Annotated in this window: 22 protein-coding genes; 14 read left to right on the top strand and 8 right to left on the bottom strand. The window is 60.8% G+C overall.

Annotation, left to right across the window (positions count from 1 at the left end):
* Positions 1–14: 14 nt before the first annotated feature.
* The 4 genes from fghA to ABVT36_RS09930 form a co-directional block, all read right to left on the bottom strand.
* Positions 15–866: an S-formylglutathione hydrolase gene (gene fghA / locus ABVT36_RS09945; protein ID WP_368456436.1), complete on the bottom strand. Its 852-nt coding sequence runs from the start codon at positions 864–866 to the stop codon at positions 15–17.
* Between the two features lie 72 nt (positions 867–938).
* The gene (locus ABVT36_RS09940; protein ID WP_368456435.1) at positions 939–2,060 is read right to left on the bottom strand and encodes an S-(hydroxymethyl)glutathione dehydrogenase/class III alcohol dehydrogenase; all 1,122 of its coding nucleotides are present in this window, start codon (positions 2,058–2,060) and stop codon (positions 939–941) included.
* 306 nt (positions 2,061–2,366) lie between these two features.
* Positions 2,367–2,789, bottom strand: coding sequence for a CBS domain-containing protein (locus ABVT36_RS09935; RefSeq protein ID WP_367150518.1), 423 nt, complete (start codon positions 2,787–2,789; stop codon positions 2,367–2,369).
* A gap of 86 nt (positions 2,790–2,875) precedes the next feature.
* Positions 2,876–3,307: an Hsp20/alpha crystallin family protein gene (locus ABVT36_RS09930; protein WP_368456434.1), complete on the bottom strand. Its 432-nt coding sequence runs from the start codon at positions 3,305–3,307 to the stop codon at positions 2,876–2,878.
* 562 nt (positions 3,308–3,869) lie between these two features.
* On the opposite strand from ABVT36_RS09930, the gene ABVT36_RS09925 reads away from it, so the two are divergent.
* From ABVT36_RS09925 to ABVT36_RS09915, 3 genes are all read left to right on the top strand, one after another.
* Positions 3,870–4,307 (top strand): host attachment protein, encoded by a 438-nt coding sequence (locus ABVT36_RS09925; RefSeq protein WP_367150520.1) that lies wholly within the window; start codon positions 3,870–3,872, stop codon positions 4,305–4,307.
* Between the two features lie 139 nt (positions 4,308–4,446).
* Complete coding sequence (gene corA, locus ABVT36_RS09920) at positions 4,447–5,400, top strand: magnesium/cobalt transporter CorA (protein WP_368456433.1); 954 nt, start codon at positions 4,447–4,449, stop codon at positions 5,398–5,400.
* Positions 5,401–5,528: 128 nt separating this feature from the next.
* A complete protein-coding gene (locus ABVT36_RS09915; protein WP_367150522.1) occupies positions 5,529–6,194 on the top strand; it encodes a hypothetical protein in 666 nt (221 codons plus the stop codon).
* Positions 6,195–6,248: 54 nt separating this feature from the next.
* On the opposite strand, the gene ABVT36_RS09910 is transcribed toward ABVT36_RS09915, so the two are convergent.
* Positions 6,249–6,422, bottom strand: a complete 174-nt coding sequence (locus ABVT36_RS09910) for a hypothetical protein (RefSeq protein ID WP_367150523.1) — start codon at positions 6,420–6,422, stop codon at positions 6,249–6,251.
* 566 nt (positions 6,423–6,988) lie between these two features.
* Here ABVT36_RS09910 and ABVT36_RS09905 point away from each other — a divergent pair.
* The 4 genes from ABVT36_RS09905 (at position 6,989) to ABVT36_RS09890 (ending at position 12,533) form a co-directional block, all read left to right on the top strand.
* Entirely contained in the window at positions 6,989–7,618 is a 630-nt protein-coding gene (locus ABVT36_RS09905; RefSeq protein WP_368456432.1) for a cytochrome b, read from the top strand.
* Positions 7,615–8,181 carry a YceI family protein gene (locus tag ABVT36_RS09900; protein ID WP_368456431.1) on the top strand — a complete coding sequence of 189 codons (567 nt, stop codon included), beginning with the start codon at positions 7,615–7,617 and terminating at the stop codon, positions 8,179–8,181. Before ABVT36_RS09905 ends, ABVT36_RS09900 begins: the two co-directional genes overlap by 4 nt.
* Positions 8,182–8,860: 679 nt before the next feature.
* Positions 8,861–9,832, top strand: a complete 972-nt coding sequence (locus ABVT36_RS09895) for an FHA domain-containing protein (protein ID WP_368456430.1) — start codon at positions 8,861–8,863, stop codon at positions 9,830–9,832.
* A gap of 163 nt (positions 9,833–9,995) precedes the next feature.
* A complete protein-coding gene (locus ABVT36_RS09890; RefSeq protein ID WP_368456429.1) occupies positions 9,996–12,533 on the top strand; it encodes a protein kinase in 2,538 nt (845 codons plus the stop codon).
* On the opposite strand, the gene ABVT36_RS09885 is transcribed toward ABVT36_RS09890, so the two are convergent.
* Entirely contained in the window at positions 12,534–13,019 is a 486-nt protein-coding gene (locus ABVT36_RS09885) for a hypothetical protein (protein WP_368456428.1), read from the bottom strand. It abuts the gene before it with no gap.
* Between the two features lie 419 nt (positions 13,020–13,438).
* Between ABVT36_RS09885 and ABVT36_RS09880 the strand changes: the two genes are divergently transcribed.
* The 6 genes from ABVT36_RS09880 to ABVT36_RS09855 all read left to right on the top strand — a co-directional run bounded on the left by ABVT36_RS09880 (position 13,439) and on the right by ABVT36_RS09855 (position 21,477).
* Positions 13,439–14,629: an HlyD family secretion protein gene (locus ABVT36_RS09880; protein WP_368456426.1), complete on the top strand. Its 1,191-nt coding sequence runs from the start codon at positions 13,439–13,441 to the stop codon at positions 14,627–14,629.
* Positions 14,626–17,364 (top strand): ATP-binding cassette domain-containing protein, encoded by a 2,739-nt coding sequence (locus tag ABVT36_RS09875; RefSeq protein WP_368456425.1) that lies wholly within the window; start codon positions 14,626–14,628, stop codon positions 17,362–17,364. The genes ABVT36_RS09880 and ABVT36_RS09875 overlap by 4 nt, the downstream gene beginning before the upstream one ends.
* Positions 17,354–19,468 (top strand): ATP-binding cassette domain-containing protein, encoded by a 2,115-nt coding sequence (locus ABVT36_RS09870; RefSeq protein WP_368456424.1) that lies wholly within the window; start codon positions 17,354–17,356, stop codon positions 19,466–19,468. The genes ABVT36_RS09875 and ABVT36_RS09870 overlap by 11 nt, the downstream gene beginning before the upstream one ends.
* 1,465 nt (positions 19,469–20,933) lie before the next feature.
* Positions 20,934–21,098, top strand: a complete 165-nt coding sequence (locus tag ABVT36_RS09865) for a hypothetical protein (protein ID WP_368456423.1) — start codon at positions 20,934–20,936, stop codon at positions 21,096–21,098.
* A gap of 23 nt (positions 21,099–21,121) precedes the next feature.
* Positions 21,122–21,286 carry a hypothetical protein gene (locus tag ABVT36_RS09860; RefSeq protein ID WP_368456422.1) on the top strand — a complete coding sequence of 55 codons (165 nt, stop codon included), beginning with the start codon at positions 21,122–21,124 and terminating at the stop codon, positions 21,284–21,286.
* Positions 21,283–21,477 carry a hypothetical protein gene (locus tag ABVT36_RS09855; protein WP_368456421.1) on the top strand — a complete coding sequence of 65 codons (195 nt, stop codon included), beginning with the start codon at positions 21,283–21,285 and terminating at the stop codon, positions 21,475–21,477. Before ABVT36_RS09860 ends, ABVT36_RS09855 begins: the two co-directional genes overlap by 4 nt.
* Positions 21,478–21,744: 267 nt before the next feature.
* On the opposite strand, the gene ABVT36_RS09850 is transcribed toward ABVT36_RS09855, so the two are convergent.
* On the bottom strand, positions 21,745–23,334 hold the full coding sequence (locus ABVT36_RS09850) for a hypothetical protein (protein WP_368456419.1): 1,590 nt from the start codon (positions 23,332–23,334) through the stop codon (positions 21,745–21,747).
* A gap of 746 nt (positions 23,335–24,080) precedes the next feature.
* Between ABVT36_RS09850 and ABVT36_RS09845 the strand changes: the two genes are divergently transcribed.
* Entirely contained in the window at positions 24,081–24,449 is a 369-nt protein-coding gene (locus ABVT36_RS09845) for a YbaN family protein (RefSeq protein WP_368456418.1), read from the top strand.
* Positions 24,450–24,506: 57 nt separating this feature from the next.
* Here ABVT36_RS09845 and ABVT36_RS09840 read toward each other — a convergent pair whose 3' ends face one another.
* Positions 24,507–25,673: a glutathionylspermidine synthase family protein gene (locus tag ABVT36_RS09840; protein ID WP_368456417.1), complete on the bottom strand. Its 1,167-nt coding sequence runs from the start codon at positions 25,671–25,673 to the stop codon at positions 24,507–24,509.
* Between the last annotated feature and the right edge of the window lie 2 nt (positions 25,674–25,675).

Here is a 25,675-nt window from a genome sequence, read left to right as displayed (position 1 = left end):
GGCAAACCGCACCGTCACGGTTTCAGCAGAAAGTCAGCGTGAAAGCGCAGATGCTGCTCGATAAACGTGGCGATAAAATAGTAGCTGTGGTCGTAACCGGCGTGATGTTCGATTTTTACCGGATAATCCGCCGCCTCCGCCGCGGCCTGCAACACCTGGGGTTTTAATTCCCGTTGCAGAAACTCGTCATCTTCGCCCTGGGAAATCAGAATCGGCAGATGTTCAGTGGCTCCCTCAATTAGTCGACTGGCATCGTAGGCTTCCCACTCCTCCCGTTTTGTGCCCAGGTAGGCGCTGAAGGCCTTTTCCCCCCAGGGGCAGTCGCTGGGATTGCAAATGGGACTGAAGGCCGAGATGGAGCTAAACCTGTCGGGGTTGCGGAGCCCCAATACCAGGGCGCCGTGACCGCCCATGGAGTGACCGGCGATGGCGCGGCGGCCATTGAGGGGAAACTGCTGTTCCACCAGGGCCGGCAGCTCCTCCAGCACATAGTCGTACATCCGGTAGTGGTGTTGCCAGGGGTCGCGGGTGGCATTGAGGTAGAAGCCGGCCCCCTGGCCCAAATCGTAATTTTCGTCGTCCGCCACCTGTTCCCCGCGCGGGCTGGTATCGGGAATCACCAGTGCAATCCCCAATTCCGCAGCCATGCGCTGGGCGCCGGCCTTTTGGCTGAAATTCTCATCGGTACAGGTCAGGCCGGACAGCCAGTAGAGCGCCGGCAATTGTGGCTCTCTGTCCATCCGCTCCGCCATTGGCGGCAGGAAGATGGCGAAATGCATAGTGCAGTCGAGCGTTTCCGAAAAGTGCCGATAGCGCTGCTGTACGCCATCGAAGGCCTTGGTGCTGCTCACCAGTTCTAACGTCATGGGGCGGGACTCTCCATTGTCAGCCGCCGGGGCAGTTGCGCCCCGGCGTTTATTTTTAATTTCGGCAGGCGGTCACTGGTAGTAAATCACACTGCGAATACTCTTGCCTTCGCGCATCAGCTCGAACGCATGGTTAATTTCCTCCAGGGGCATAGTGTGGGTAATAAAATCGTCCAGTTTAAATTCACCGGCCAGGTACCGTTCCACATAGTCCGGCAACTGCGAACGCCCTTTGACGCCGCCGAAAGCAGTCCCGCGCCAGACACGGCCGGTCACCAGTTGGAAGGGACGGGTGCGGATCTCCTGTCCGGCACCGGCCACGCCGATAATCACCGACTCGCCCCAGCCCTTGTGGCAGCATTCCAGCGCCGAGCGCATCACCTCCACATTGCCGATGCATTCGAAGGAATAGTCCACCCCGCCGTCGGTGCGTTGCACTATCAGCTCCTGGATCGGCTCGTCGTACAGGCTGGGATTGATGCATTCGCTGGCACCGAGCTTTTGCGCCAGGGGGAACTTGGACTCATTGACGTCGATGCCGATAATCCGGCTGGCCCCCGCCATACGCGCCCCTATGACCGCCGCCAGGCCTATGCCGCCGAGGCCGAAAATCGCCACCGTGGCTCCTTTCTCCACTTTGGCCGTATTCATCACCGCACCCATACCGGTGGTGACGCCACAGCCCAGCAGGCAGACCTCTTCCAGCGGCGCTTCGGGATTGACCCTGGCCAACGCTATCTCGGGCAATACCGTGTACTCGGAAAACGTGGAGGTACCCATATAGTGATAAATGGGTTCGCCGCGCACGGAAAAGCGCGTGGTCCCGTCCGGCATCAGCCCCGCGCCCTGGGTCGCGCGGATTTTCTGGCACAGATTGGTCTTGCCGGAGCGGCAGAACTTGCATTCGCCACACTCGGGGGTATAGAGGGGGATCACATGATCGCCAACCGCTACACTGGTGACCCCCTCCCCCACTGACTCCACAATACCGCCACCCTCGTGGCCGAGAATCGCCGGGAAAACCCCTTCCGGATCCTCCCCGGACAGGGTGAAGGCATCGGTGTGACAAACGCCGGTGGCGACCAGTTTGACGCGAACCTCGCCCGCCTTTGGCGGCGCCACCTCTACCTCCTCAATGGACAGCGGCGCACCCGCCTTCCAGGCAACAGCAGCCCGGCATCTAATCGGGGTCATTGAACCTCCCAGCCTGTTTTGGTTATTGATCGACGCTCACAGGCGCTGCTTGTATTTATTCGCACCATCCCGTAAACACCATTAACCCGGCAACTTAGTTACCGGGTTCTAAACGGATCCCATGATAAACGGATAAGCGCCAGGGAAAAGTGCTATCCCATGCCAATTGCGGGCCGCTGTCCCTACGGCCCCAGCCCGGCAACCGAACAGGTTGCCGGGCCCTTGGGACTATAAAGCTACCGGAGGAAGACCGGCGCTTATCGGTGGCGTGATGGCGATACCGCCCAGGCCCGGCGGATTGCCGGGCTATTGATGGTGGTGTGCGGACACCGCAGCGGCGAATTCCCCACTCTGCCGGTGCGCCACCGAGTGGGCGATATCACCCATACTCAGGATTCCCACCATGCGCCTTTCCCGGTTGATCACCGGCATGCGGCGCAGCTGCTGTTTTTCCATATGCCGCAACACCGCGCTCATATCCTCGTCCTCCCAGCACCACTCGATCCCCTCGGACATCACGTCCCGCGCCGTCAGTGCCGACAGGTCGCCACCGGCGGTAACCCCACGGCAGACGATGTCGCGGTCGGTCACCATTCCGATCAGGCGGTCATTGTCACCGATGGGTACCGACCCAATGTCCTCATCGCGGAGAATTTTTGCAATTTCATCCAGGGGCGTATCCGGAGAGCACCAGGTACAGCCCTCGTGCATAGCTTGTTTGACTTTCATTCCTCATCTCCCGTGGCCCGGCAGTAGCGCGTCAACTTACACTGCGGCTTGCCGCAGACATCCCGTTGCCGCCGCTTCTGCCACCGTCAGTGAATTTCGATGCGATGGCTCAGCGGCTGCTGTGGCTCGCGCTTGGGGGCCCGCAGTGTCAGCACACCATCCTTGAAGTTGGCGTCTATATCCGATTCGCTCACGTCGCTGCCCAGATTGAAACTGCGCATGTATTTGCCGTAGCGGCGCTCCTGACGAATAACCTTGCCTTTGTGCTCCTCTTTTTTCTCCTCCTGATGCACTTCGGCTTCCAGTGTCAGGATGCCATTCTCCAGCGTCACGCTGATGTCATCCTTGTTCACGCCGGGTATTTCCGCGCTGATTTCATAGGCGTCGTCGGTTTCACGCACATCGATGCGGGGTGAGAAAAGCCCCTCGGCGCCTTCGCCAATCATCCGGGACGGCGACAGCATCTGCTCCAGCATATTGTCGAGATCCAACAGGGATCCCCGTGGTATCAGGCTCATAATCAGATCTCCTCGGTAAATTCGCGGCAACCACCGCGGCGTCCGGTGCCCGCCGCCCCGGAGGGCGACTGGCCCGGCGGTCATAAAAACCTTTGCAACCCGCTGTCCCGAACAGGGGTTGGGATCGTAAATCAAGCGTGCAACTGCTTGGTTTGTCGTGGAGAGTTCGCGGAAATACGCCCCACACCCGGGCCGGGAAAAGCCTGGAAAGGCTTTTTCAGCAACTTGCCAGGGACAGTTTTGCAACGAAATCCAGCCGCAACGCAGCCAGTGACGGGGTTGCACAGCCCCCTGCGCAGCCGCGGTCCGGCCGGCTACAGAGGCATTGTAATGAGTGGCACGTCAATCAGTAGCTAAAGGGTCGCCCGCCACTTACAGAAGCCCTGATTGCCGACCGTAACCGCAGGCCTCCAATCGGTCAGCAACCGCAGATTCTGTGGTGACGCCGGCAAAATTCCAGTCATCAAAACACCCATACAGGCGCCGATTGACGACAGAATCCCGACGGTCATGACTACTATTCCTGTAGCAGAGCAAAAAAGTAGAAAAGAGGAGAAGCGCCATGGCAAAAGCCTGGGTAGTCGTCGCCAACCATTCCCACGCCCGTATGTTTGAAGCAAAGCATCGCGCCAGCGATCTGCGGGAACTGAGCGTGCTAAATTATCCCGAAGGGCGTCTCAAATCCGGTGAACTTGTCAGTGACGCGCCCGGCCGCGCTTTTGCGCGCATGGGTTACGCCAACCGTTCCATGGGCAATCCCAGCGACGTGCGCCAGTCCGGTGGAGAGAAGTTTGCCCGGGAAATCGCCCATGCGCTGGAGCGGGGCCGACAGCAGGGCAAATACGAAAAGCTGTATATCGTTGCGGAGCCCTCCATGGTGGGCAACCTGCGCGAAGCCATGACACCGCCCACCCTGGCCCGGGTGGCCGGCGAATCCGGCAAGAACCTGGTGCATTGCGACAGCGACGAGATTCGCGCGCAGCTCCCCATCTGGCTCTAACTGAGATAGCCCTGCTGCCCCTGATTTCGCGGCAGGTGCCCACATACATTGAACGACAAATCAAGCGGCTACCCCCTTGTTTTGTGCTCCCGGACGTTTTTGTTACGGACATTCCAGCTGGGCCAGAGGGATAGAGGCCATGCTCAGACTTTTTGACATATCGCGGGGACGCGTCAGCGAGCGGCCCGTTGCCCGGCCGGCCGTCAGCGGAGACCTGGCCGAGGCGGCCTGGATCGACCTGCAGGAGCCGGAGCCGCAGGAGCGCGAACTGCTGGAGCAACTGCTGCGCACCGAACTGCCGGAATCCGAGGATGTGCAGGAGATCGAGGCTACCGCGCGCTACTTTATCGATAACGTCGGTGTACACATCCACTCCCTGTTCCTTTACCAGAGCGAGGGCCGCCACAACACCACCACTGTGGCGTTTATCCTGCAACCCCAGCGGCTGATCACAGTGCGCGAAGGCGAACTGGCGGATTTTCGCCTGCTGCGCATGCGCGCGCGGCGCGGGCAGGTGGAGGCGCGCAGCGCCCAGGAACTCACCGTCGGGGTATTCGAGCAGAAACTGGAAAACCTCGCCGACGCCCTGGAGGATATCCACCTCAAGCTGGGCGACGTCAGCCACCTGGTGCTGGAAGACAATGACGCCGAACTGCAGGAGGCCATCGACCTACTGGCCAAACTGGAGGACAGCAACGGCAAGGTGCAGTTGTGCCTGCTGGATACCCGCCGCTCCATCATCTTCCTGCAGCGGCATATTCATATCGACACCGAGCTGCAGCAGAACTTCGCCGACATCACCCGGGATATCGACACCCTCATGTCCCACACCGGTTTCCTGTTCAACAAAATCAATTTCCTTATGGACTCCACCCAGGGGTTTATCAGTATTCAACAGAACCAGATCATCAAGATTTTCTCCATCGCCGCGGTGGTCTTTCTGCCCCCCACCATGGTGGCCAGCATCTACGGCATGAACTTCGAGCATATGCCCGAGCTGGGATGGCCGGGCGGCTATCCCCTGGGGCTGACGCTGATGTTGCTGGCGGGTATCGCCCCCTACGCCTATTTCAAGAAAAAGGGCTGGCTCTAGCGGCGCCGCTGTGCGGGAGACCGCCGGTGGATTGCTATGATTAAACAGGCCGCGGCGATCGACAAAAGGGGACCACCGCAGGAAGGCGGGAAAACGGCACACAGAGCCGCGCAGTGCCGGAGGCAGCCATGGAAATTTCAAACACCAAACCCCTCCACCGCAGGCAGTGGCTGAGTGTGCAGCAGGCGGTGGACCACCTGAGTGCCGTAGCCGAGGAGGAGGTGACCAGCGCCGATCTGGCCGACCTGGCCGAGCAGCACCGGCTGGAGCTCTACTGGTACCGGCCCGGGCAAACCCTCGCCTACCTGGACCGGCCGCAAACCCTGGAATTCTCCCGGCCCATGCGCCTTTGTTCGGAAAATGCCAGCGACTGGCAAGCCATCGTCGGTATCCTGCGCCAGCGCCCGGCGCTGCCGGCCTACGAGCAGGACACGCCGCTACTGGAGGATGTCGACGGCAATCGCCTGCGCATCACTTTTGAGCCCCACCGGCGACCGGAGCCCTACAGTGCCCGCTGGTATCCCGGATTTGCCGAACTGCTGCTGAGACGCAGTGACCTGGAGCAACTGGAACCGGGCCTTTTCTGCAATCGCGAACCGGGTGGTGAATTGACCCCGGGAACCCTGCTGCGGGTCATCTGGCAACTGGAAAAGCTCGCCCTCGACGGCGAGCGCCACTCCACCCGCTGGCTGGCGGACCAGATAGCCAGGCGCGCCCCATCCCTGGACCGGGAAACCCTGGAGCGGGTACTGGTTGCCGCCGAGCGCGAGGGCCAGCGGGGCCACCCGCACTAAGGCCTGTTGACACTAACTGAGCAAGCCTGTGGCAACGCCTTTTGTCGCAGCCCGCTAGCGGGTGCTGCGCAAACAGCCTGGATCGCGGAAGTTGCCCACCGCCATCAAGGCGAGCAGAGGGAGGAGGACCAACGTCAGCAACTGGGGTGCGCCCAGTATTGCCGAGGCGATAATGGCCGCCCCCCATAAAATCCCGTTGCTAATCTGGTGGATTTTGATTCTCTTCATCTCGAGTTCCTATGTCAGCTAACGAACAGTAACCGCTACCACAAAACCACTGAAGAATCTTTATAAATTATGACTTTTTGGCGGTCAATTACAGCCCATTACAGATTAAGTTCCGTCTCCATAGAGCTCTGCACCCACCGATTGAGTCGGCACCTAATGCCATTAAGGAACCCAGGGGGTTAATGGGCTCCAGAAATGCCCCACCGCTGCAGTGGCGGATCAGCCTGGAGGGATAACTGAGGATTGCCGCGTCAAGCATAGTAATCCTGCTAATTTTTCGATAGTTTCGTCCGGGTTATTTCACTGGTGCACAGGGAGCCACTTTTATAATCTGCACCCAGCCCGATCCACCGCCGACCGGGCCAGATTGAAAATTATTAGGGCCGCACAAGAATGTGCCGCCGCCGGACGAAGGCCGGCGCAGGCCCTTGAAAAGCGAGCGATGCCACGCAATTGCGTAGGTTTTCAGGGACAGCACTCTAATCGATGAAAGATCCTCTATTGGGTTGTCGGATTAACAAAAGTACAAAAAGCAGGAAGCGGAGCCGACTCCGCGAGAACAATAAGTGAACGTCAAAAACACACAGGATCATTACGGCTGGGTGGCCATCGCCCTGCACTGGCTGATGGCGCCAGTGGTCATCGGACTCTTCGCCCTCGGCTGGTGGATGCGCCAGCTGTCCTATTACGACCCCTGGTATCGCCAGGGCCCCGAGCTGCACAAAAGCATCGGTGTACTGCTATTGGTCCTGCTGGTGCTGCGGCTGGTGTGGAAACTCTACAACCGCAGCCCCGCCCCCGAGCCGGGCACACCCCGCTGGCAACAGCTGGGCGCGCGGCTGGCCCACGGTGTCATCTACCTGCTGCTGTTCGCCATCGGCATCTCCGGCTATCTGATTTCCACCGCCGATGGCCGCCCCATCGAAGTCTTTGACCTGTTTAGCCTGCCCGCCACCATCGGGGGCATCCCCAACCAGGAGGACATCGCCGGCGAGATTCACGAATTGCTCGCCTGGACCCTGATAGCGCTGGTGGCCCTGCACGCGCTGGCCGCGCTCAAACACCACTTTATCGACCGCGACGGCACACTGCGCAAAATACTGCTGCCCCGTCGCAGGCCACAGCCCCTGGAGACGAACGATACAGATTCCCAACCAAAGCTGTCACAACCACTCAATAAAAGGAGCATTCCATGAACAAATTCGCCCTTCTCCTGTGCGCGGCACTGCTGGGCAGCGCCGCGCAGGCCGCGGAATACACAATCGATACCAAAGGCGCCCACGCCTTTATCCAGTTTCGTATCAAGCATCTGGGCTACAGCTGGCTGTACGGCCGCTTCGACGATTTCAGCGGCAATTTCTTCTTTGATGAAAAGGCACCGGAAAAATCCAGTATCGACGTTGACATTGACGTGAGAAGTCTCAACAGCAATCACGCCGAGCGCGACAAACACCTGCGCGGAGAGGACTTTTTGTTTGTGGAGAAGTTTCCCACCGCCTCTTTCAAAAGCACCAGTTATAAAGACCTGGGGGACGGCAAGGGCGAGCTGACCGGCGACCTCACCCTGCGCGGCGTCACCAAACCGGTCACCATCGCAGTGACCCACCTGGGCGGTGGCTCAGACCCCTGGGGCGGTTACCGCCAGGGTTTCACCGGCACCACCGAATTTCCCCTGAAAGACTTCGGTATCGACTACAACCTGGGCCCCGCCTCCCAGACAGTGGAGATGATCCTGGACCTGGAAGGCGTCAGAATCTGATCCATTCCGGAAACACAAAGATGCCCGCCAAGCGCGGGCATTTTTGTTTGCCTTGCGCACAAACCCTTAGCGCACAAATCTGACTATTTATTATTTTTTCCCTTCAATTAAATCACAGGTCAGACGCCCAACCCGGCACAAGAGTGCACCTCTAACGGGCAATTGCCGACTTTGGCACAGCCGTCCAACACCGTTGACAGTAGTTAACGCGGTGAAAGGTCCGTGGAGATTGCAATCCGTCTCAGGATACGTATAAATGAACCCCCTAGGTGGGACGCGCGGACAACACCCCCTTGCCGCGCTCCGGACAGGGGGAACGCCGACGCACAAAGCAAGACTGAAAACCGCACTAAAGAACGGCCAGGGGCTCAACTGGTGACTGTTTACATACCGAGTTGGCGCAGCGGAACCCGCAAGGGAATTCCCACGGCTTTGTGCACTGCCCAATGCCCGTCCCCTGCAGGCCCCAACACTATCAAACCGGCAACGAAATAGGTTGTCGGGTTAATGCGGCACAAGGATGTGCCGCCGCCGGGCGGGGACCGGCGCAGGCCCATGACAAGCAAGCGATTCCGCGCAATTGCTCGGGCTTTCACGGGCGACAGTCCAGCGGATACGGGATCATCCGTTGGATTGCTGAATTTAAGAGCGATGCAGAAAACGAAGGAACAATAAAAAGATGGCTTGCCTGCAGCCCCCGCACCCGGGTCACCCCGAGTACCTGATGGCGCACCACACCATCGGCCGCCGCGCCGGCGCTGTGGACACCCATATTGCCGATGCCGAAATATCCGGCATCCACGCTGCCATACAGTGGACCGGCACCCACTGGAACCTGCGCGACCTCAGCCGCAACGGGACCTGGCTCAACGACCAGCAACTGGTACCCGCAAAAAACTACCCCCTCAAGCCGGCGGACACCATCCGCTTCGGTCGCGGCGACAATCCCGCCTGGCGCGTGGCCGGGCTGGATGCGCCGCGCAACCTGCTGATCGATCTGCAAACCGGCCGCGCACTGCCCCTGGAGCAGTATCACCTGTTGCCGGAACAGCAGGAGCCGCTGGCCAGCCTGCACCAGAACCCGGTCACCGGCCAGTGGCTCTACGAACTGGTCGCCGACGCCGACAGCACCCAGGTGGTCAGCCACGGCCAGGATATCCGCTGCGGCGGCCACGGCTGGCGGCTGTTTATGGGCGACAGCCAGGGCGCCACCGCGGAGTTGTCCCTGCACCGGCTGTCCGTCGCGGACTTTTCCCTGCGCTTTTCCGTCAGCCACCACGAGGAACATGTACAGCTGCAGCTGCACCGGGAGGACATCAAGCTTTCCCTGCCGGCGCGCACCCACACTTATCTGCTGCTGTACCTGGCCCGCGCGCGGATGCGGGACCTGCGCCGGGGCGCCGACCCCGACGCCCTGGGGTGGGTTTCCATCCAGCTGGCCACCCGGGAGCTTGGCATTAATGTCAACCATCTCAACACGCAGATTTTCCGCGCGCGCAAGCAGATAGCGGAATCCCTGCCGGATGCCATAGACACTTCCAACCTGGTGGAGCGGCGCTCCTGGGAGATCCGCCTGGGCTGCGCAGGGTTTGAAATTTTTAAAGGCACAACGCTGGAATTCGATTCCGCCGGGGCCGCAATGCGGGAATGACCGACGCCGGCGGGCAGGAGCGGTTTTGTGCGCCAGTACCTGGCGTAAAAATAGTCGCACCTGCCATCCAGTGATACACTGCTGCGTTTGTGCCGGCGACATCCCAATCGCCGGCACCGCTTCGGGTAGTAATGGGCTCTTACCACCACAAGAACAACAAACGATGACAATCGCCGAACCGGAACAGCAGCAACTGGATCGCTACCGCATAGAGCGCAAGCTCGGCGCCGGTGGTATGGGCCTTGTCTATCTGGCGCGTGACACCAAGTTGCAGCGGCCGGTGGCCATCAAAAAACTGCGCAAGGACACCACCAGCGCCACCGCCGCCCGGCGCATCCAGTCGGAGGCGCAGCTGCTGGCGCGGCTCAACCACCCCAATATCGTGCAGCTCTACGATGTACTGGAAGAGGGCGACGGCGTCGCCCTGGTGATGGAATATGTGGAGGGCTGCACCCTGCGGCAGTGGATGCGGGAGCACAACCCGGGCCTGGCGCAGAAGTTACAGCTGCTGATCCAGATCTGCCGCGGCCTGGCCCAGGCCCACTCCCTGGGCATAGTCCACCGGGACCTCAAGGCGGACAATGTATTGATCACCAATTTTGGCGTCGCCAAGATCACCGACTTCGGCATCGCCAAATCCCTGCAGGGGGACTCCGACACCCTCACCCGCGAAGACCAGGTGGCCGGCACCCTGGAGGCCATGTCTCCGGAACAACTGCAGGGCCAGCCACTGGACGCCCGCAGCGACCTGTTCAGCCTCGGCGCCCTGGCCTACCAGTTGCTGTGCGACGCCAAACCTTTTGCCCGGGGCGAGGGGGGCGCCGTGGCCCAGGCGCATATAATGGTGAATCAGCCCCACACCCCCCCCAGGGTTGCCTGTCCGGAACTGCCGGAAGCCCTGGCGGCGCTGCTGGACCGGCTGCTGAGCAAGCTGCCCCAGCGGCGGCCACAGTCCGCCACCCAGGTGGCCGAGGCACTGGCGCTGCTGCAGGCCCAGGGCCCTGATGCCGGCGGCCCGGAATTCTCCGCCACCGTCACCCGGCTGCTGCGCAAACCCTCCAACCGCCGCCGGCGCCTACTCATTGGTCTGGGGATCACAGCCCTGCTGGCCGGCGCCGGTGCCTGGGGCTGGAAGCAGATGAACCAACTGCAGCCCCAGTATATCGCCGTGCTGCCGGTGCAGATTCGGGGCCAGGTTGAGGGCGGCGATAGCGCCGAAGCACTTACCACCGCTATGGTGCGCCAGGCGCTGCTCAGTGCTGCAACACAGCTAAAGACCAGCGCCCTGGTCAGCTTTACCCCCAAAGCGGGGCAGGATTTCGATGCCCAACTGCGCAAACTGCGCGACAAGGGCGTCACCGATGCGCTGCTGGCACAATTGCAGTGCGCCCGGCTGCACTGTGAAATAGAACTACAGCGCATAAATCCGACGGACAGTCAGATCAAACAGCAAACCGGCTTTGCCTTTCTGGCGGACAAGCGCCAGGAGGCCCAGTATCGTATCGCTAATAGCGCCACGGCGCTGTTTCCCAGCGGCTACCGGCTGGCGCCCAGCGAACAGATGCTGATGTCGGATTCGGACTATAGAGACTATTTAAATATTATCGGCCGGCTGGAAAGCAAGGAACTGGATGAAACGGATCTGAATACCCTGATTCAGCTCAGCGATAGCTACCCTAAAAACCGTGCCATCTACCGGGGTATTGCCGATACGGCCGCACGGTTGTTCGCTTTAACCGGCAACCCCGGCTATCTGGATACTGCCGCCCGGGAACTGGACAATGCCATTGCGTTTGGTATTTCCGCAACGGCTATGACGGAACTCAAACTCTTCCTGTACACCTTTGGCGAGCGACAGGACCAATTTGAACTTCTCATCAAAAAACTGGAACAGGAAAACTTTCCACTCGCCGCACTAATGAACAACCGGGCCAGATTCTTTTTCCGCAAGGGGGATTACGCCTCCGGGCTGGACTATGCGCAACAGGCCGTCGCACTTCATGCCTCAGCGGATAACTTCTATCTGGTGTCTATCAATCAAACTGCCAGTGGCGACTACACTGCAGCGCGTGCCACTTTAGACACGCTAACACGGAGTTATCCCGATCACTGGTCCTCTTTTTCGCTGCTGGGGGTGATTGAGCTCGAAAATGGCAATCTGGATGCAGCCGAGGCGGCTATTACCGCTATTCCCCAACCACTGCGCAGCTGGCGTGCTCGCAAAAACCTGGGGGTCAGCTATTTTCTCGGCGGCCGCTATCAAGAGGCATTGGAAGAATTTACCAATGTACTGACGCAGGTACCCGAGGATGTCTCCACCAGGGTCCATATTGCCGAAACTCGACTAATGTTGGGGCAAAAGGAGGCGGCCCGGAAGGGTTTTACTGAAGCGTTAGCACTAACCGAAGCCGCACCCGGACTGCGGGAAAGGCGCTACCGGGCCCTGGCCCATCTGGGCCATGAGGCGGAAGCTATTGCCTTGACGCACCAGTTGATACAGGAGGCCCCGGGCGATAAATATATCGAATACTTCTCCGCCCAGATATATGCCCTCTGCGACCAGTGGCCTTCGGCTGGCTACTATATCGCCCGACTGATTGAGCGAGGCATGGGTGCAGCCTGGTTTCAGCTACCTGCCTTTCAACCCCTCTGCACCCGGCCCCAGACGGCCGAAAAAGTTTCGGCCGCCCTCTGCCGCTGATTAAATCGGATCGATTTCTGCTTCCGGGTCCGCTGAGAGTACCAACTGACCGCAGGGGTCCTGGGCTGCCCATTTAAAGGAGAAGCCGCAAGTCTCCTGTGATGGAGCCTTGATACGGATTTTTAGCGTCTGTGGCTTACCACACACCTTCTCCACTCTTTTGATCCCCGCACTGCCCCCATGGCATTCGCCACAGATTTCCATTCCATCGTATTTGTCGTCTTCGGTCATTTGCTTGTCGGCAAATACCAGATCGGTATCCACCAGCTGTACCACCAGCACCGCCTTGCCAGAGGCCTGGGGACCGCCTTCCTTCACTCCCAAAAACTTCAGCCGCAGTATATCGGCGTCATTGCCGTGGGCGTCCCGCAGCAGCCATTTCTCGCCGTCTCCGCGGGGCTTGAGGGTATAGTTGACCCGCACCTTGCCCTCTTTGGGCACTTCCACCGGTGCCGCCATATCCATTTCCATTACTGTTTCTGTCATGGTCCACTCCCGAAACTCTATCGCCTGTTGTAGCCCCGCCAACCGCGCGGGGTGCTTTTTATGGTGATTGCACCGACACTGTTTGTGGCGCAAAGCGAGCGGCTTCGCCGCCGGCCATCTGGCTGGCAAGTCAACAGTGTGATGCAAGGCGGGAAATTTACCACCATCCGGTCACCAGTACGAGAAAATGCCATTACACGGCCTTACAGGTGTCGCCTTGCCAACAGGTGTCGCCTTGCCAGGGGTGGCGGCGGTAAAATATACTTTTTACCCGATGTCACTTGGTTCGACGATACTCCTGACTGGCTCCTGGATAAAAAACTATTTTTACGTCGATCGCCAAGCCGAAAAAAATAGAAAAAAATAGAAAAAACAGGTGGGCCGCCGCGCCGGTTCACCCCAGGAAGCAGGTTGACCGGTTGCCCACACCATTTCCCCACACCACGCGGGCTCTCGCCGCCGACAGGCCGCGGCCACTGCTGGCCGCCACTGCCACAGGTCTGCTGCTGCTGGCCGCCTGGTCCCTGTGGCTGTTGCGCGCCGATATCACCCTGTATAAAACCAGCGCCAGCGCGCGGCTGGAACAAGACGACAACAGCGTCCAGATCAGTGCCCAGCGGGGAGGCAAAATCCTCGCAGTTGCGGCCCGGCTGGGCGATACACTGGCGGCGGGGGATATAGTGGTGCAACTGGACGCCAGCCCGGCGCAACTACAGCGGGCCGGGGAAATTCGGGTCTCCGCCAGCCTCGAAACAGAGCTGGAGGCCATAAAAAGGGAGCGGCAACTGCTGGACGCCCAATACCAAAAAGACCATGAAGCCCGGGCAGCGGAGCTGGAACGGCTGCGCCAACTGCACCAATTGCAGGAGAGCAACCTGGCCATCCAGACCGACGTCGCCGACCGTTTCCAGAAACTGGCACAAAAGCAGCAGGCGGCGCAGCTGGATTACCTGCGCGCCAAGCGCGACCGGCAGCAGGCGCTGATGACAACCCTGGAGGCCAGGAGCGCAGTGGAGGCGGCCGAAACCCGGCAGCGGCGCGGCGAGCAGGAGTACCAGCGCGCACTGGCCGCCCTGGCCCAGCGCAGCAGCCAGATACGGCGGCAGATACAGGAGGCGGATACCCGCCTGCAGCAGCACAGTCTGGCGGTGGAGGAGCAGCATCTGCGCGCGCCCATCGCCGGTACCCTGTCGTCTCTGGCGGAGCTGCGCCCGGGCCAGGTACTGGCGGCGGGCCAGGTGGTGGGCGCCATCCGCGCCGACGGCGGCCTGCGGGTCAGCGCCCTCTATAACCCCGCCGACGCCCTCGGGCATATCCGCCCGGGTCAGCCGGCACGGGTGGAGCTGCAGGGGTTTTCCCGGGCCAGGTACGGCCAGATAAGGGCGCGGGTAACCCGTGTCGCCAGCGCCGTGCAGGACGGCCGGATAGCGGTGGAACTGCGCATCGACGATCCGCCGCCGGCGGGGCTGCCGCTGCTGCACGATTTGCCCGCCCGGGTGGAAGTGGCCACCGCCAGCATCAGCCCCTGGCAGCTGCTGTTACAGCGGGCCGGCCGGCTGCTGGCCCCCCAAGAGGCAGAGATGGAAGCAACCCTAGGGGCGGGCCAGTGAGCCCCGAACGTCGCTGGCTGGCGCCGGAGGTGGTGCAGACCTCCAATATGGACTGTGGCCCGGCGGCCCTGAAGTGCCTGTTGCAGGGATTTGGTATCAATGCCCACTACGGGCATCTGCGTGACGCCTGCCACACGGACGTGGACGGCACCTCCATCAATACCCTCGAACAGGTGGCGGGGGCACTGGGACTGGACGCGGCGCAGATGGTGGTGCCGGTGGACCATGTGCTGCTGCGGGAGCCCGGTTATCTGCCGGCCCTGGCGGTGACGCGCCTGCCCAACGGCAACACCCATTTTGTGGTGGCCTGGCGCCGCTGGGGCCCCTGGGTGCAGGTGATGGACCCGGCCAGCGGCCGGCGCTGGCCCCGGGCACAGGGGTTTCTGCGCGACCTGCACCACCACACTCTCAAAGTGTCCCCGGCGGATTGGCGCGCCTGGGCCGGCGGCACCGATTTCACCCACCCCCTGTGCCAGCGTATAAAACACCTGGGCCTCACCGGTGAAGACGCCGACGCCCTCTGCCAGCAGGCTTTGGCCCCGGGCGACTGGCTGCCGTTGGCGTTTCTGGATGCCGCCGTGCGTATGCTGGCGGCGCTCCGCCAAGCCGGCGCCATCGCCCGCGGCCGCGAGACCCGGGGGCTGCTGCTCAGCCTCTCCGACCGCTGCCGCACTGCGCCGGAGCAGGCCATGCAACTGGTGCCGGAAAATTTCTGGTGCGCCCGCCCCCACAGCTCCCCTCACCCGCCTTCCCGGGAAGCCGCCGAGAGCGGAGATTTAGCCACAAATCCGGCGTTGCTGGAATTTACCGGCGCCGTGCTGCTGCGGGTAAACGGCGTAAAGAAGGCGCCAAAACCGGAATCCGAAACCCTGGCCCGGACCCTGAATACACCGCCGCCGCAGCCGCTGCGGGAACTTTGGGGCCTGCTGCGCCAGGACGGTCTGCTGGCGCCAACAGTACTGGTGTTAGCCATGTTCGGCTCGGTATTCGGTCTTATGGCCGAGGTGCTGCTGTTCCGCGGCCTTATCGATATCCATGGAGAACTGACCGGCGGCGCCCAGCGGCTGGGGGCGGTGGCGCTGACCCTGGGCTTTATGCTGACCCTGCTGCTGGTGCAATACCCCGCCGCCAAGGTGCAACTGGTGTTGGGGCGCCAATTGGAAAACCGGTTGCGGATGCGTTTTCAGGCCGCGCTGCCGCGCATCCCGCCGCACTTCTTCCACAGCCGCCCGGCCTCGGACACCGGCGAGCGGGGTCACCGCCTGGCCGGGCTGCGGGAAATCCCGGTGCTGGGGGGCAGCATCCTGTTCAAGGCCCTGTCGCTGCTCGCCACCGCCGCCGGCATCATCTGGCTGGCCCCCTTCACAGTCCCCCTGGTGCTGCTGATGGCCGCCCTGCAGCTGGCCATACCCCTGGCGTTCCAGCCCCTGCTGGGGGACCACCAGATGCGGGTACAGACCCACTCCGGCGCCCTGGCGCGCTTTTATATGGACGCCCTGCTGGGGGTCATCCCCATCCGCACCCACGGCGCCGGCGAATCGGTGCGCCGCGCCCACGAACAGCTGCTGGCCCAGTGGGCCGGGGCCGGCCGCACCAGCCTGGGCCTGCAGATCGGCAGCCAGGCCATACAGCTGATGGTCAACACCGCCCTGGCCAGCGCACTGGTGCTGTGGGTGCTGGCGGTCAAGGGGGCCGGCCCGGACCTGTTGCTGCTGATCTACTGGGTGCTGGCGCTGCCCCCCCTGGGGGAGGACATCGCCACCCTGTTGCGGGACTACCCGCGCCAGCGCAACACCCTGCTGCGGGCGCTGGAACCGCTGCAGGCGGCGGACTCTGAGGTGGAAAAAGACAATGTGGGGCCATCGGCGGCGCCCGATGGAGAAGACGCAATCAACGCTGCGCTGGAGGGTCCGGCGGCACTGCGCTTCGAGCGTGTCTGCGTCAACGCCAGCGGCCGCGCCATACTGCGCGACATCGACCTCGCCATAGGTCCCGGGGAACACCTGGCCATTGTCGGCGAGTCCGGCGCCGGCAAGTCCAGCCTCGCCGGGCTGCTGCTGGGCTGGCACAGGCCCGCCAGCGGCCGCTTGCTGCTGCACGGCGAGCCGCTGGAGAAAACCCTGCTGGCGCGCTTCCGCCGCCGCTGCGCCTGGGTGGACCCGGCGGTGCAGCTGTGGAACCAGAGCCTGCTGGACAACCTCCACTACGGCAATGACCCCCAAACACCCCTGTATCCACTGCTGCAACAGGCGGAGCTGCTGCAACTGGTGGCGGACCTGCCCGACGGCCTGCAGAGCCAACTGGGCGAGGGCGGCGCCCTGGTCAGTGGCGGCGAGGGCCAGCGGGTGCGCCTGGGCCGCGCCCTGGGCAGGGACGCGCCCGCCTGCGCCATTCTGGACGAACCTTTCCGCGGCCTGGACCGCCAGCAGCGCCGCCAACTGCTGGGCCGGGTGCGCCAGCTGTGGCGGCACAGCACCCTGATCTGCATCAGCCACGACATCGCCGAAACCCAGCATTTCGGCCGCGTACTGGTGGTGGCCGACGGTTGTATCGTCGAGGACGGCGCACCGGCTGCCCTGGCCGCGGACCCCGAGTCCCACTATGGGCAATTGCTGAGTGCCGAGCGGGAGCTGTGGGCCGACTGCTGGGACAGCGCCGACTGGCGGCACCTGCGTATGGAACAGGGGCACCTCAGCGAAGTGGCCCTGGCGGGGGAGCCAGCCCGTGAACACTGACTGGCTGCACAGCCTCTGCTGGCCCCGGGACCAGCTGCACCTGGCACTGGTGTCGCTGGCGCGCCACAGCGGACTGGGGCCCGCCGGGGCCGGTGCAACCCAGGGGCCAGGCGCCCAGGCCGACCTGAATTCCTGGCTGGCGGACACTGCCGCCACCCTGGACCTGCAGGCACAGTGTGTCAGCAGCCGCCTGGACCAACTGGAGCCACTGCTGGCAGGCGCAGCGCCGGCGCTGGTCCGGCTGCGCTTTGGCAACGAGGAACGCTTTTTGGCCCTATGCCGCGGCGGCCGCCACCGGCTACAGGTGCTGTGCCCGGATCTCACCATCGGCCGCCTGGCCACCGCGAGGGTGGCAGCACAGCTGGCGGAATCCCTGGCGGCGCCTCAGCGAAAGTCGGTGGAACAGTTGCTGGATGATGCCGGCGTGAGCAGGCGGCGCCGCTGGCGGGCGGCGCGAACACTGTTGCAACAGCGCCTGGGGGGCGAGACCCTGGATGACTGCTGGCTGCTGCGTGCTCCCGCCCACCGCCCCTTCCGGCAGCAGCTGCGACGGCACGGCCTCTACCGGCGCGGCGCCGCGCTGCTGAGCTGTCACACATTACAGGTGAGCCTGTTCCTGGCCAGTTGGTGGGTAATTGGCCGCGCTTTGCTGAGCGGCCATGGGGACAGTGGCTGGCTGGCGGCCTGGGTGCTGCTGCTGGTCTCCCAGGTTCCCCTGGCGCTGCTGGCGACACGCCTGCAGGGCGACATCGCCATCGACCTGGGCGCACTGCTCAAGACCAGGCTCCTGGCCAGTGCCCTGCGCATGGCCCCCGGCAAGGTGCGTCACCTGGGCTCGGGACAGGTGCTGAGCCGCGTCTTCGACGCCGAACATATAGAGGCGGACACACTGCACGGCGGTTTCCTGCTGCTGCTGGGCGCGGTGGAGCTGGCGCTGGCAGTGCCGGTATTGCTGCTGGGTGCCGGCGGTACCCTGCAGTTGTTGGCGCTGCCGCTGTTTTTGCTGTTGGCCTTTGTGCTGGGCCGGCGCCAGTATCACCGGCGACGCCAGTGGACCGCCCGGCGCCTGGCCCTGACCCACGACCTGATCGAAAAAATGACCGGCCACCGTACCCGCCTGGCGCAGCAGGCGCCTACCCAGTGGCACAGGGGCGAGGACCGGGAACTGGGCAACTATCTGCGGGACTCGACGGCCATGGATACCGCCATGGCGCAACTAGTGGCCCTGTTGCCCCGGGCCTGGCTGTTGCTGGGTATCGCCGGGCTGGCACCGGCATTTGTGGCCGGCGGCGGCGGTGCCTCCACCGCCATCGCCCTGGGCGGGGTATTGCTGGGCTACCGCGCCGCGGTCAAAGCCGTATACGGCTATACCAGCGCCGTCAACGCCCTGGTGGCCTGGGAAAAAGTGCGCCAGGTTTTCGCCCTGGCCCCGCCGCCCGCCAGGGCCGCCCCACTGCCCGCCACCCGCGGCAACTGCAAGGAAAACCCACAGCAGCCGCTCTGCTATTTGCGCGACCTGCACCTGCACTACCCTGGCAAGCAGCGCCCGGCGCTGGCAGGCTGTTCCCTGGTGATAAGGCACGGCGAGCACCTGCTGCTGCGCGGCGCCTCCGGCTCCGGTAAGTCCACCCTCGCCAACGCCCTTACCGGTACCCAGCCGCCGGACGACGGCCTGCTGCTGGTGCAGGGCTATGACCGCGCCAGCCTGGGCGCAGATGGCTGGCACCGGCTGGTGGCCTCGGCGCCCCAGTTCCACGAGAACCATGTGCTGGCGGAAACTTTTCTGTTCAACCTGTTACTGGGGGACCGGTGGCCCCCCAGCCATGACAGCCTGCGGCGCGCCCACACCATCTGCCACCAGTTGGGCCTGACCCCGCTGCTGGAAAAGATGCCGGCGGGCATGTTGCAGACGGTGGGGGAAATGGGCTGGCAGCTTTCCCACGGCGAGCGCAGCCGTTTGTTTATTGCCCGCGCCCTGCTGCAGAACTCGGAATTACTGGTATTGGACGAGAGCTTCGGGGCATTGGACCCCCGGACCTTGCGCCAGTCGCTGGACTGTGTCAAACAACATGCGAAAACATTGCTGGTGATCGCCCACCCCTGATGGGCTTAAGCCGCCAAGAGCGGAGTTTGCAACTGAAGAGAGGTAAACAAGACAGGGGACCGAATTCGGCACTGCCCCGGCAGCGCCGAACTGTGCGGGCTCTGGCCCGCGCAGCCGCCGTCCGGCCTCGGCCGGATATTAACGACAACCAAGAGCAGAGAGGAGAGTCACTATGCTGACCCAGACTGACATCAAAGCCGGACCTGAAGCCGAAATCGATCCGGAATAACCCGGCTCGGCTGACACAAAGCGGCGGCGCGGTTTGTCCGCCGCAATTTTAATCACCAATCAAAAGGAGAAGCGTAAATGCTGACCCAGACCGATATCAAGGCCGGGCCGGACGCACAACTCGATCCGCCGGAGGCCTAAAAACACCAGGGCGACGCAATTTGTCCACCGCGATTTTAACCAACTATAAAAAGGAGAAACGCCAATGCTGACCCAGACAGATATAAAAGCCGGACCGGAAGCCGAACTCGACCCGCCGGAGGGCTAAAAACCGAAAGGTGGCGCAGTTTGTCCGCCGCGATTTAACCAACCATAAAAAGGAGGAGCGCAAATGCTGACCCAGACCGATATCAAGGCCGGGCCCGACGCTGAACTTGACCCCCCAGAGGGCTAAAAAACGAAAGGCGGCGCAGTTTGTCCACCGCGATTTTAACCAACTATAAAGAGGAGAGGCGCAAATGCTGACCCAGACCGATATCAAAGCCGGACCGGAAGCCGAAATCGATCCAGAATAGATGGATGCAATACCGCGGCGGCGTAGCCTAGCCGTCGTTTTTACTGGCCCGCAGCACATTGATCAAAGGGGTAAAAATGAATAAAAAAAGCGGCGGTCAGCTATCCTGACCGCCGCCCGTAAATGATGGTCCCAACCATCGACGGTTACAACAACACTATCAAGAGCGAAAAGGAGCATCCCTGCCCCCACCAGACCTTTCCAAGAAACACGACAAGCGTAGGCTCTGTGGCTGTCGCGTCAGTCCGGTGATCCGGCTTGCGCCGAATGGGGTCCGTACCGCGCCGCTTCACTGGGAATACGGCGGTGGGTCCGTCGGATCCTGCTGGAGAGCACACACCGCGTCTCTCACTGGGGACCAATTTACCGGGACAGGGATTACAGGTCGATCACACGTCATTACACGCTATTACAGCCAATGCTCAGACCCCGGGCCTTCCCTGACCGGTTCCGGGGAAAGAGACACACAGCCATCCGCCGCCATGGGATGCGATGCAACCCCCTGTTCATTACAGTTGGCACCACAAAGACAGGACATAAGTACCAGTTACCCATATCACTCATTGGGGATTCGGAATATCCATTGCCGGCGCATCTTTACTTTGGCTCCAGTAGTGCCAATATGGTCTAACCCGGCAATCCAACCGATACCCCCTTCGATTGATTTGCCGGGTTTATCAATAAATTGTCGGAATCATAAGAGAAAAAAATTGGGTAGTTAAAATGCTTAAAATAAAATTACCGAGAATAATCTCCGCAATCGCTTTTTCCCCGGTTTCGGCCTCGGCCGCGGCCCAGGTTTACGACCTGGAAACGGACTTGGGCGATTCCTATTACTATACGGACCATTTTGAAATCACTATCGACAAGCCCGCTGACCGTGTCTGACCACAGCTGCTGCGCATGGGCCAGTGGATGCCCTGGATGGCCGTGGCGGGCGGGGACAGCAAGCCGGTGACCGGGTGAACCTCTATGGCGATGTCACTATTGAAGTGGTGAAGATAATTCCCCGGAAAATGATTCTGCTGGCCAATCTGCCCCATACCGACAGGGGCAGTCACAGGGCATCGCTATGATTTCCATTGCGGAATCCGACGGCAAGACCCTGGTTTCCCTGTTTATGAACCGGATTTACCACTGGTTTTACGAGGCGGAAAACCCCCAGCGGGCAACGCGGGTATCCGCTGACTTCGCCAGCCAGCGCCAGGCGACCTTTAGGGACAGGTTTCTCGCTAAACTGAAACAACTGGCGGAAAGCCAGCCGTAAAAGCTGCAGCCCCGGAGCTGCTGAGGCCGGAGCTGCGCAGACGGGCTTGCCCAGCCCTTGTGGCCGCCGATTGAACGGCCACAGGGCTAAGCCCTAACAGGCTGTTGAAATTCGAAGAATTTCGACGCCTGGTACCGAAATATGGATGTTCCGGCAAAATCGACGACGCCTAAGCCGTTGATTTTGGAAGAAAAGTGAAAATCACATTTTTCGCTTTTCGTGTTTTGAAACAGGCAGGATGCCTTTTTCAACAACCTGCTAAGAGATTTATAAGCCTTCGACGATCCACTGGGAGTGGGACAGATTGGGGTCTCCTGTACCCGTCAGATAGGGGCTGCGGTTACCGGAATAAAACCACAAATAGTCGTTCCAGTAAGTATTTTTGATGGTCCACAAGTTACCCGCCGGATTCAATTCATAGCCGGCCTGACTGGCGGAATTATACAATTTTCCACGACCGGAAAGGGTATCGTAACTTAAAAACAAGTCCGCATTCTTCTTTGTGCGAAAGAAAGTTTTATCACCGGCTTCTACCGCAATGAACTCAATTGCCACTCCACTCTCTGAGTAGAGGGTTTCATTGTTGGACAGGCTGCCACGGACAACCAATGGCTCCATATCGATAGAATTTCTGATCACAACGGAATTGCCGGAATCCGCCGGCAGCTGAGGAATACTCCAATTCGCGGGAGTATTTAGCCAGCTCAGAGACTTCCACTGCCAATTGAATGGCATTTGCATATAGGGATCATTTAAGTCGCTGTAGCCATCCACAGGCTCGATATTATACAGACACTGGCGGCGTTGTTGCTCCAGCTCCGCCACTCTTGCCGCCTGGCTGCCAGACTCCACCCCGAGCCCGAGCATACAGTCGTACTGGGTCATACCAGGACCCGTCTGTTCCGGTGCGAGAACATAAGTCTCGTCCCGGTGGGATTCATCGTCATACCAACCCAGCATTTCCGCTTCATCGAAGGACAGCCAGTTGTCCACCAGTACCTGAGCCTCCTGGGTTGCCACATTCTCCCGCTGCGCATAGGGGGTTGCCATGGTGCGGACAAAAGCCGCCCATAAGTCCTTGCTGGCTTCCATGGCAACCAGGGCTACTGGTTTCATGGAGCTGACTTTGTAGGCACCCCAACCGGCCTCGAGCCGGGTATCGGGATACCAGATAACATCACCACTGGTAAAGTTCACCGCCTTTGTCGCGTCGTGGGTATGCTGCTCTGTGCCCTCAGAGCACAGGTACGCCTTGACCTGGCGGATTTTTTCATAATTGTCATCAGGCAAGCGCACCGTGTGCTCCGGGCTGAAAGAATCCTGGAATAAATGCACGGCGCGGCCAAACAGAAAATAGTTGAGATCGACATTGACATGTGCGGAATAGGCGCCGCCATCCCACACTTTTGCATCTTTTTGCTCGGCCATTGCCGCGTTGACGAAGTGTGTGACAAACCGCTGCTGGGAGCGAATCGCCGCATCGACACCGCCTTCCCCCCCCACATCATCGTAACGGCGCATAAAGTGATCTCGCTGAAGCTCTGCCGGCTCTTGCGCAACGGCATTGAAGCAGTCGATTCCGCCAACCGTCGCCTTGGCAACATTGAAGCCGCCGGTATCCACCCAGCGTTCACCAACAATGGCCGCGTAGATGTAGTCGTAGCGAGGCTCAAACTGCGTATTGCTGTTCAGAAAACCTGTCAACCGGGTTACCTCATTCTGCGCCAGCTGCAAGTCCGTGTTTTTGGCCAGCCCCTGACTCCAGCCGGAGCGTGGATCATTGGGGTCGGCCGCAATAATGTGTTCCGCGTTCAGGAGTTCCAGCGCGGAGGTGCGCGTCAGCCACTCATGGCCCATTGGAATAGTGCCGCCGCCGCCAATTTGCGTGAAGGCTGCCGCACTGTTGCTAACAAGCAAAACTGTTACAAAACTGATCAATCGGCTGGTCAACCGAGGAGTTGCTGCTCTATGCATTGAAAACCTCAAAAAAACAAAAAAATCCCAAATTTCTATCTGTAGCTTCTATTTATCGCTTCCTGCCGGACGATTATTCACCAGCCAGCTTATTTAATTGCCGGGCAAATAGATTGAAAAGCACTGAATACCTGTGCCTTTACGACCAATGATCGTTGCAGGTTTATATAAAAGGGAGTTTAAAACAGACTTTAAATCCAAAATTTCCAGCTATGGAAAATCCGCTGGAACACGACTGCGGGAGTATCACAGCTTTAGTGAGCCCTTTCAGCTAATCAATTCAAGCAATTGCGGTGACCCCTGTCACAATCTTACGCCTGAACTTGATACGCTACCCTGGGGGAAGGAGCAACCTTAACTATGGCTGGGGGTTGGACATCCCGGGTGCGGCCAATCATATTGCGTGTTAGCATGGCCCGGTTCGCTGAATTCCCATAAAGCCAATCAGACTGCCTGGCGTAAATCGGGGCGGTCTAACACCGGGGGGTGGTTGGATTTACCCGAAAACACACTCATTGGCGACAGTGGTCTTTAATATCTGACACCCCGGGGCCTGTTTACACCACCCCGGCGATACCGACCCGGATCGCCGCGGCGGTTCAAAGGACTCCACCCACTGGAATGCCGAGATGCGCCGTTTCCTGGCACTGATCCTAGCCTACCTTTTCCTGGCCCTGGCGCTGGTGGGGATTCTGGTTCCCGGTCTGCCGACAGTGCCCTTCCTGCTGTTAACCGCCTGGTTTGCCGCCAAGGGCTCGGAGCGACTGCATCGCTGGCTCTATGCGCACCCCCATCTGGGCAAACTGCTGATCGACTGGGAACAACAGGGTGCCATCTCCAGAGGCGCCAAGCTGCTGGCAATCATCATGCTAGTGGTCAGCTGGACAATCCTTTATCACCGCCTGGAAAGCACCTGGGTGCTGGCGGGGATAGCCCTGCTGTTTGTGACGGTGGCCGGCTATCTGGTCAGCAGGCCGGAGCCCGACTCTGACAAGTAAAGGAACCTTTGATTAAAGGGCGACAGCCTGTTGCAAAAACACCTTTGCAACAAACTGCTAAAGAATAATATGCGGGAGATAGCGGCTCATATCCTGGGTCACCAGAGCGCGGTCCTCGCGGATGGAGATACCAGCGGCCCTGTCGTCCACCAGCCAGCTGCCCACCAATGTGTAGTTGTCGCCGAACTTCGGCAGCGGGTGCATACCCTGATACACATAGCCCTCCTGACCGTAGGGCCCGTCGGACAGCGGTTGTACCTCGCCGCCGCGCACTATGGAAATATTGGCTCCCTCCCGGGAGAAAACCGGTTTTTTCACCAGCTCGGAAAAATCGCCGGCCAAATGCAGTTCGTCCTCGAAAAACGACGGCAGCAGGTTGGGGTGGCCGGGAAATCGCTTCCACAACATCGGTAGCAGCGCCTTGTTGGAAAGAATCGCTTTCCACGGCGGTTCCAGCCAGCGCACCTGGCTGCCGGGCAACAGGGCGCCGAACTCCTCGCGAAACATAAATTCCCAGGGGTACAGCTTGAACATCCAGGTAATCACCTGATCGCGCAAGTCGCTGAACCGGCCCTGGGCATCCCGGCCTATGTCCTCGATAAAAACAAAATGGTTGGCGATACCCGCCTGGTCGGCACAGTCCTGCAGATACTGGACAGTCCCGCGATCCTCCTCCGTGTCCCTGCAGCAGGCGAAGTGCAACTCCCGGCCGGGGGTCAGGAACTGCAGATCCCGCAGGCGGTTGACCAGCTTTTCCTGCAGGCTGTTGAACTGGTCCGCCTGCAGCGGCAGTGCGCGCCGATCCACATTGTCCTGCAGCCACAGCCACTGCCAGAAACCCGTTTCGTACAGGCTGGTGGGGGTGTCGGCGTTATTTTCATACAGCTTTGCGGGGCCCTGCCCCGAATAGGCGAAATCGAGGCGAGAATAGAGGCTGGGGTCGCCGTTGTGCCAGGAATCGCGCACAAAATCCCAGTACTGTGCGGGAATACAGAAGCGCTGCAGCAGAGCCTCGTCCTCCAGCACCTGTGCCACTACCTCCAGGCACATCTGGTGAATTTCCTCGGTGGGGTCCTCGATGTCCCGCTCTATCTGCTCCAGGGAAAACTGGTAATAGGCGCTTTCATCCCAGTAGGGCTGGCCGTACATGGTATGGAAATGGAAACCGAACTCCCGCGCCCGCTCCTGCCAGCGCGGGCGCTCCCCAATCGGCAAGCGCAGCACTG

This window comes from Microbulbifer sp. TYP-18 (assembly GCF_040932045.1).
Lineage (GTDB): Bacteria > Pseudomonadota > Gammaproteobacteria > Pseudomonadales > Cellvibrionaceae > Microbulbifer.
Note: the sequence above shows the minus strand (reverse complement) of the source record. Positions and strands in the feature narration are given on the sequence as shown.

Bases quoted from the DNA above. Each gene is read 5' to 3' on its own strand.
- fghA (WP_368456436.1), bottom strand. From the start codon at position 866: ATGACGTTAGAACTGGTGAGCAGCACCAAGGCCTTCGATGGCGTACAG.
- ABVT36_RS09940 (WP_368456435.1), bottom strand. From the start codon at position 2,060: ATGACCCCGATTAGATGCCGGGCTGCTGTTGCCTGGAAGGCGGGTGCG.
- ABVT36_RS09935 (WP_367150518.1), bottom strand. From the start codon at position 2,789: ATGAAAGTCAAACAAGCTATGCACGAGGGCTGTACCTGGTGCTCTCCG.
- ABVT36_RS09930 (WP_368456434.1), bottom strand. From the start codon at position 3,307: ATGAGCCTGATACCACGGGGATCCCTGTTGGATCTCGACAATATGCTG.
- ABVT36_RS09925 (WP_367150520.1), top strand. From the start codon at position 3,870: ATGGCAAAAGCCTGGGTAGTCGTCGCCAACCATTCCCACGCCCGTATG.
- corA (WP_368456433.1), top strand. From the start codon at position 4,447: ATGCTCAGACTTTTTGACATATCGCGGGGACGCGTCAGCGAGCGGCCC.
- ABVT36_RS09915 (WP_367150522.1), top strand. From the start codon at position 5,529: ATGGAAATTTCAAACACCAAACCCCTCCACCGCAGGCAGTGGCTGAGT.
- ABVT36_RS09910 (WP_367150523.1), bottom strand. From the start codon at position 6,422: ATGAAGAGAATCAAAATCCACCAGATTAGCAACGGGATTTTATGGGGG.
- ABVT36_RS09900 (WP_368456431.1), top strand. From the start codon at position 7,615: ATGAACAAATTCGCCCTTCTCCTGTGCGCGGCACTGCTGGGCAGCGCC.
- ABVT36_RS09895 (WP_368456430.1), top strand. From the start codon at position 8,861: ATGGCTTGCCTGCAGCCCCCGCACCCGGGTCACCCCGAGTACCTGATG.
- ABVT36_RS09890 (WP_368456429.1), top strand. From the start codon at position 9,996: ATGACAATCGCCGAACCGGAACAGCAGCAACTGGATCGCTACCGCATA.
- ABVT36_RS09885 (WP_368456428.1), bottom strand. From the start codon at position 13,019: ATGACAGAAACAGTAATGGAAATGGATATGGCGGCACCGGTGGAAGTG.
- ABVT36_RS09865 (WP_368456423.1), top strand. From the start codon at position 20,934: ATGCTTAAAATAAAATTACCGAGAATAATCTCCGCAATCGCTTTTTCC.
- ABVT36_RS09855 (WP_368456421.1), top strand. From the start codon at position 21,283: ATGATTTCCATTGCGGAATCCGACGGCAAGACCCTGGTTTCCCTGTTT.
- ABVT36_RS09850 (WP_368456419.1), bottom strand. From the start codon at position 23,334: ATGGGCCATGAGTGGCTGACGCGCACCTCCGCGCTGGAACTCCTGAAC.
- ABVT36_RS09845 (WP_368456418.1), top strand. From the start codon at position 24,081: ATGCGCCGTTTCCTGGCACTGATCCTAGCCTACCTTTTCCTGGCCCTG.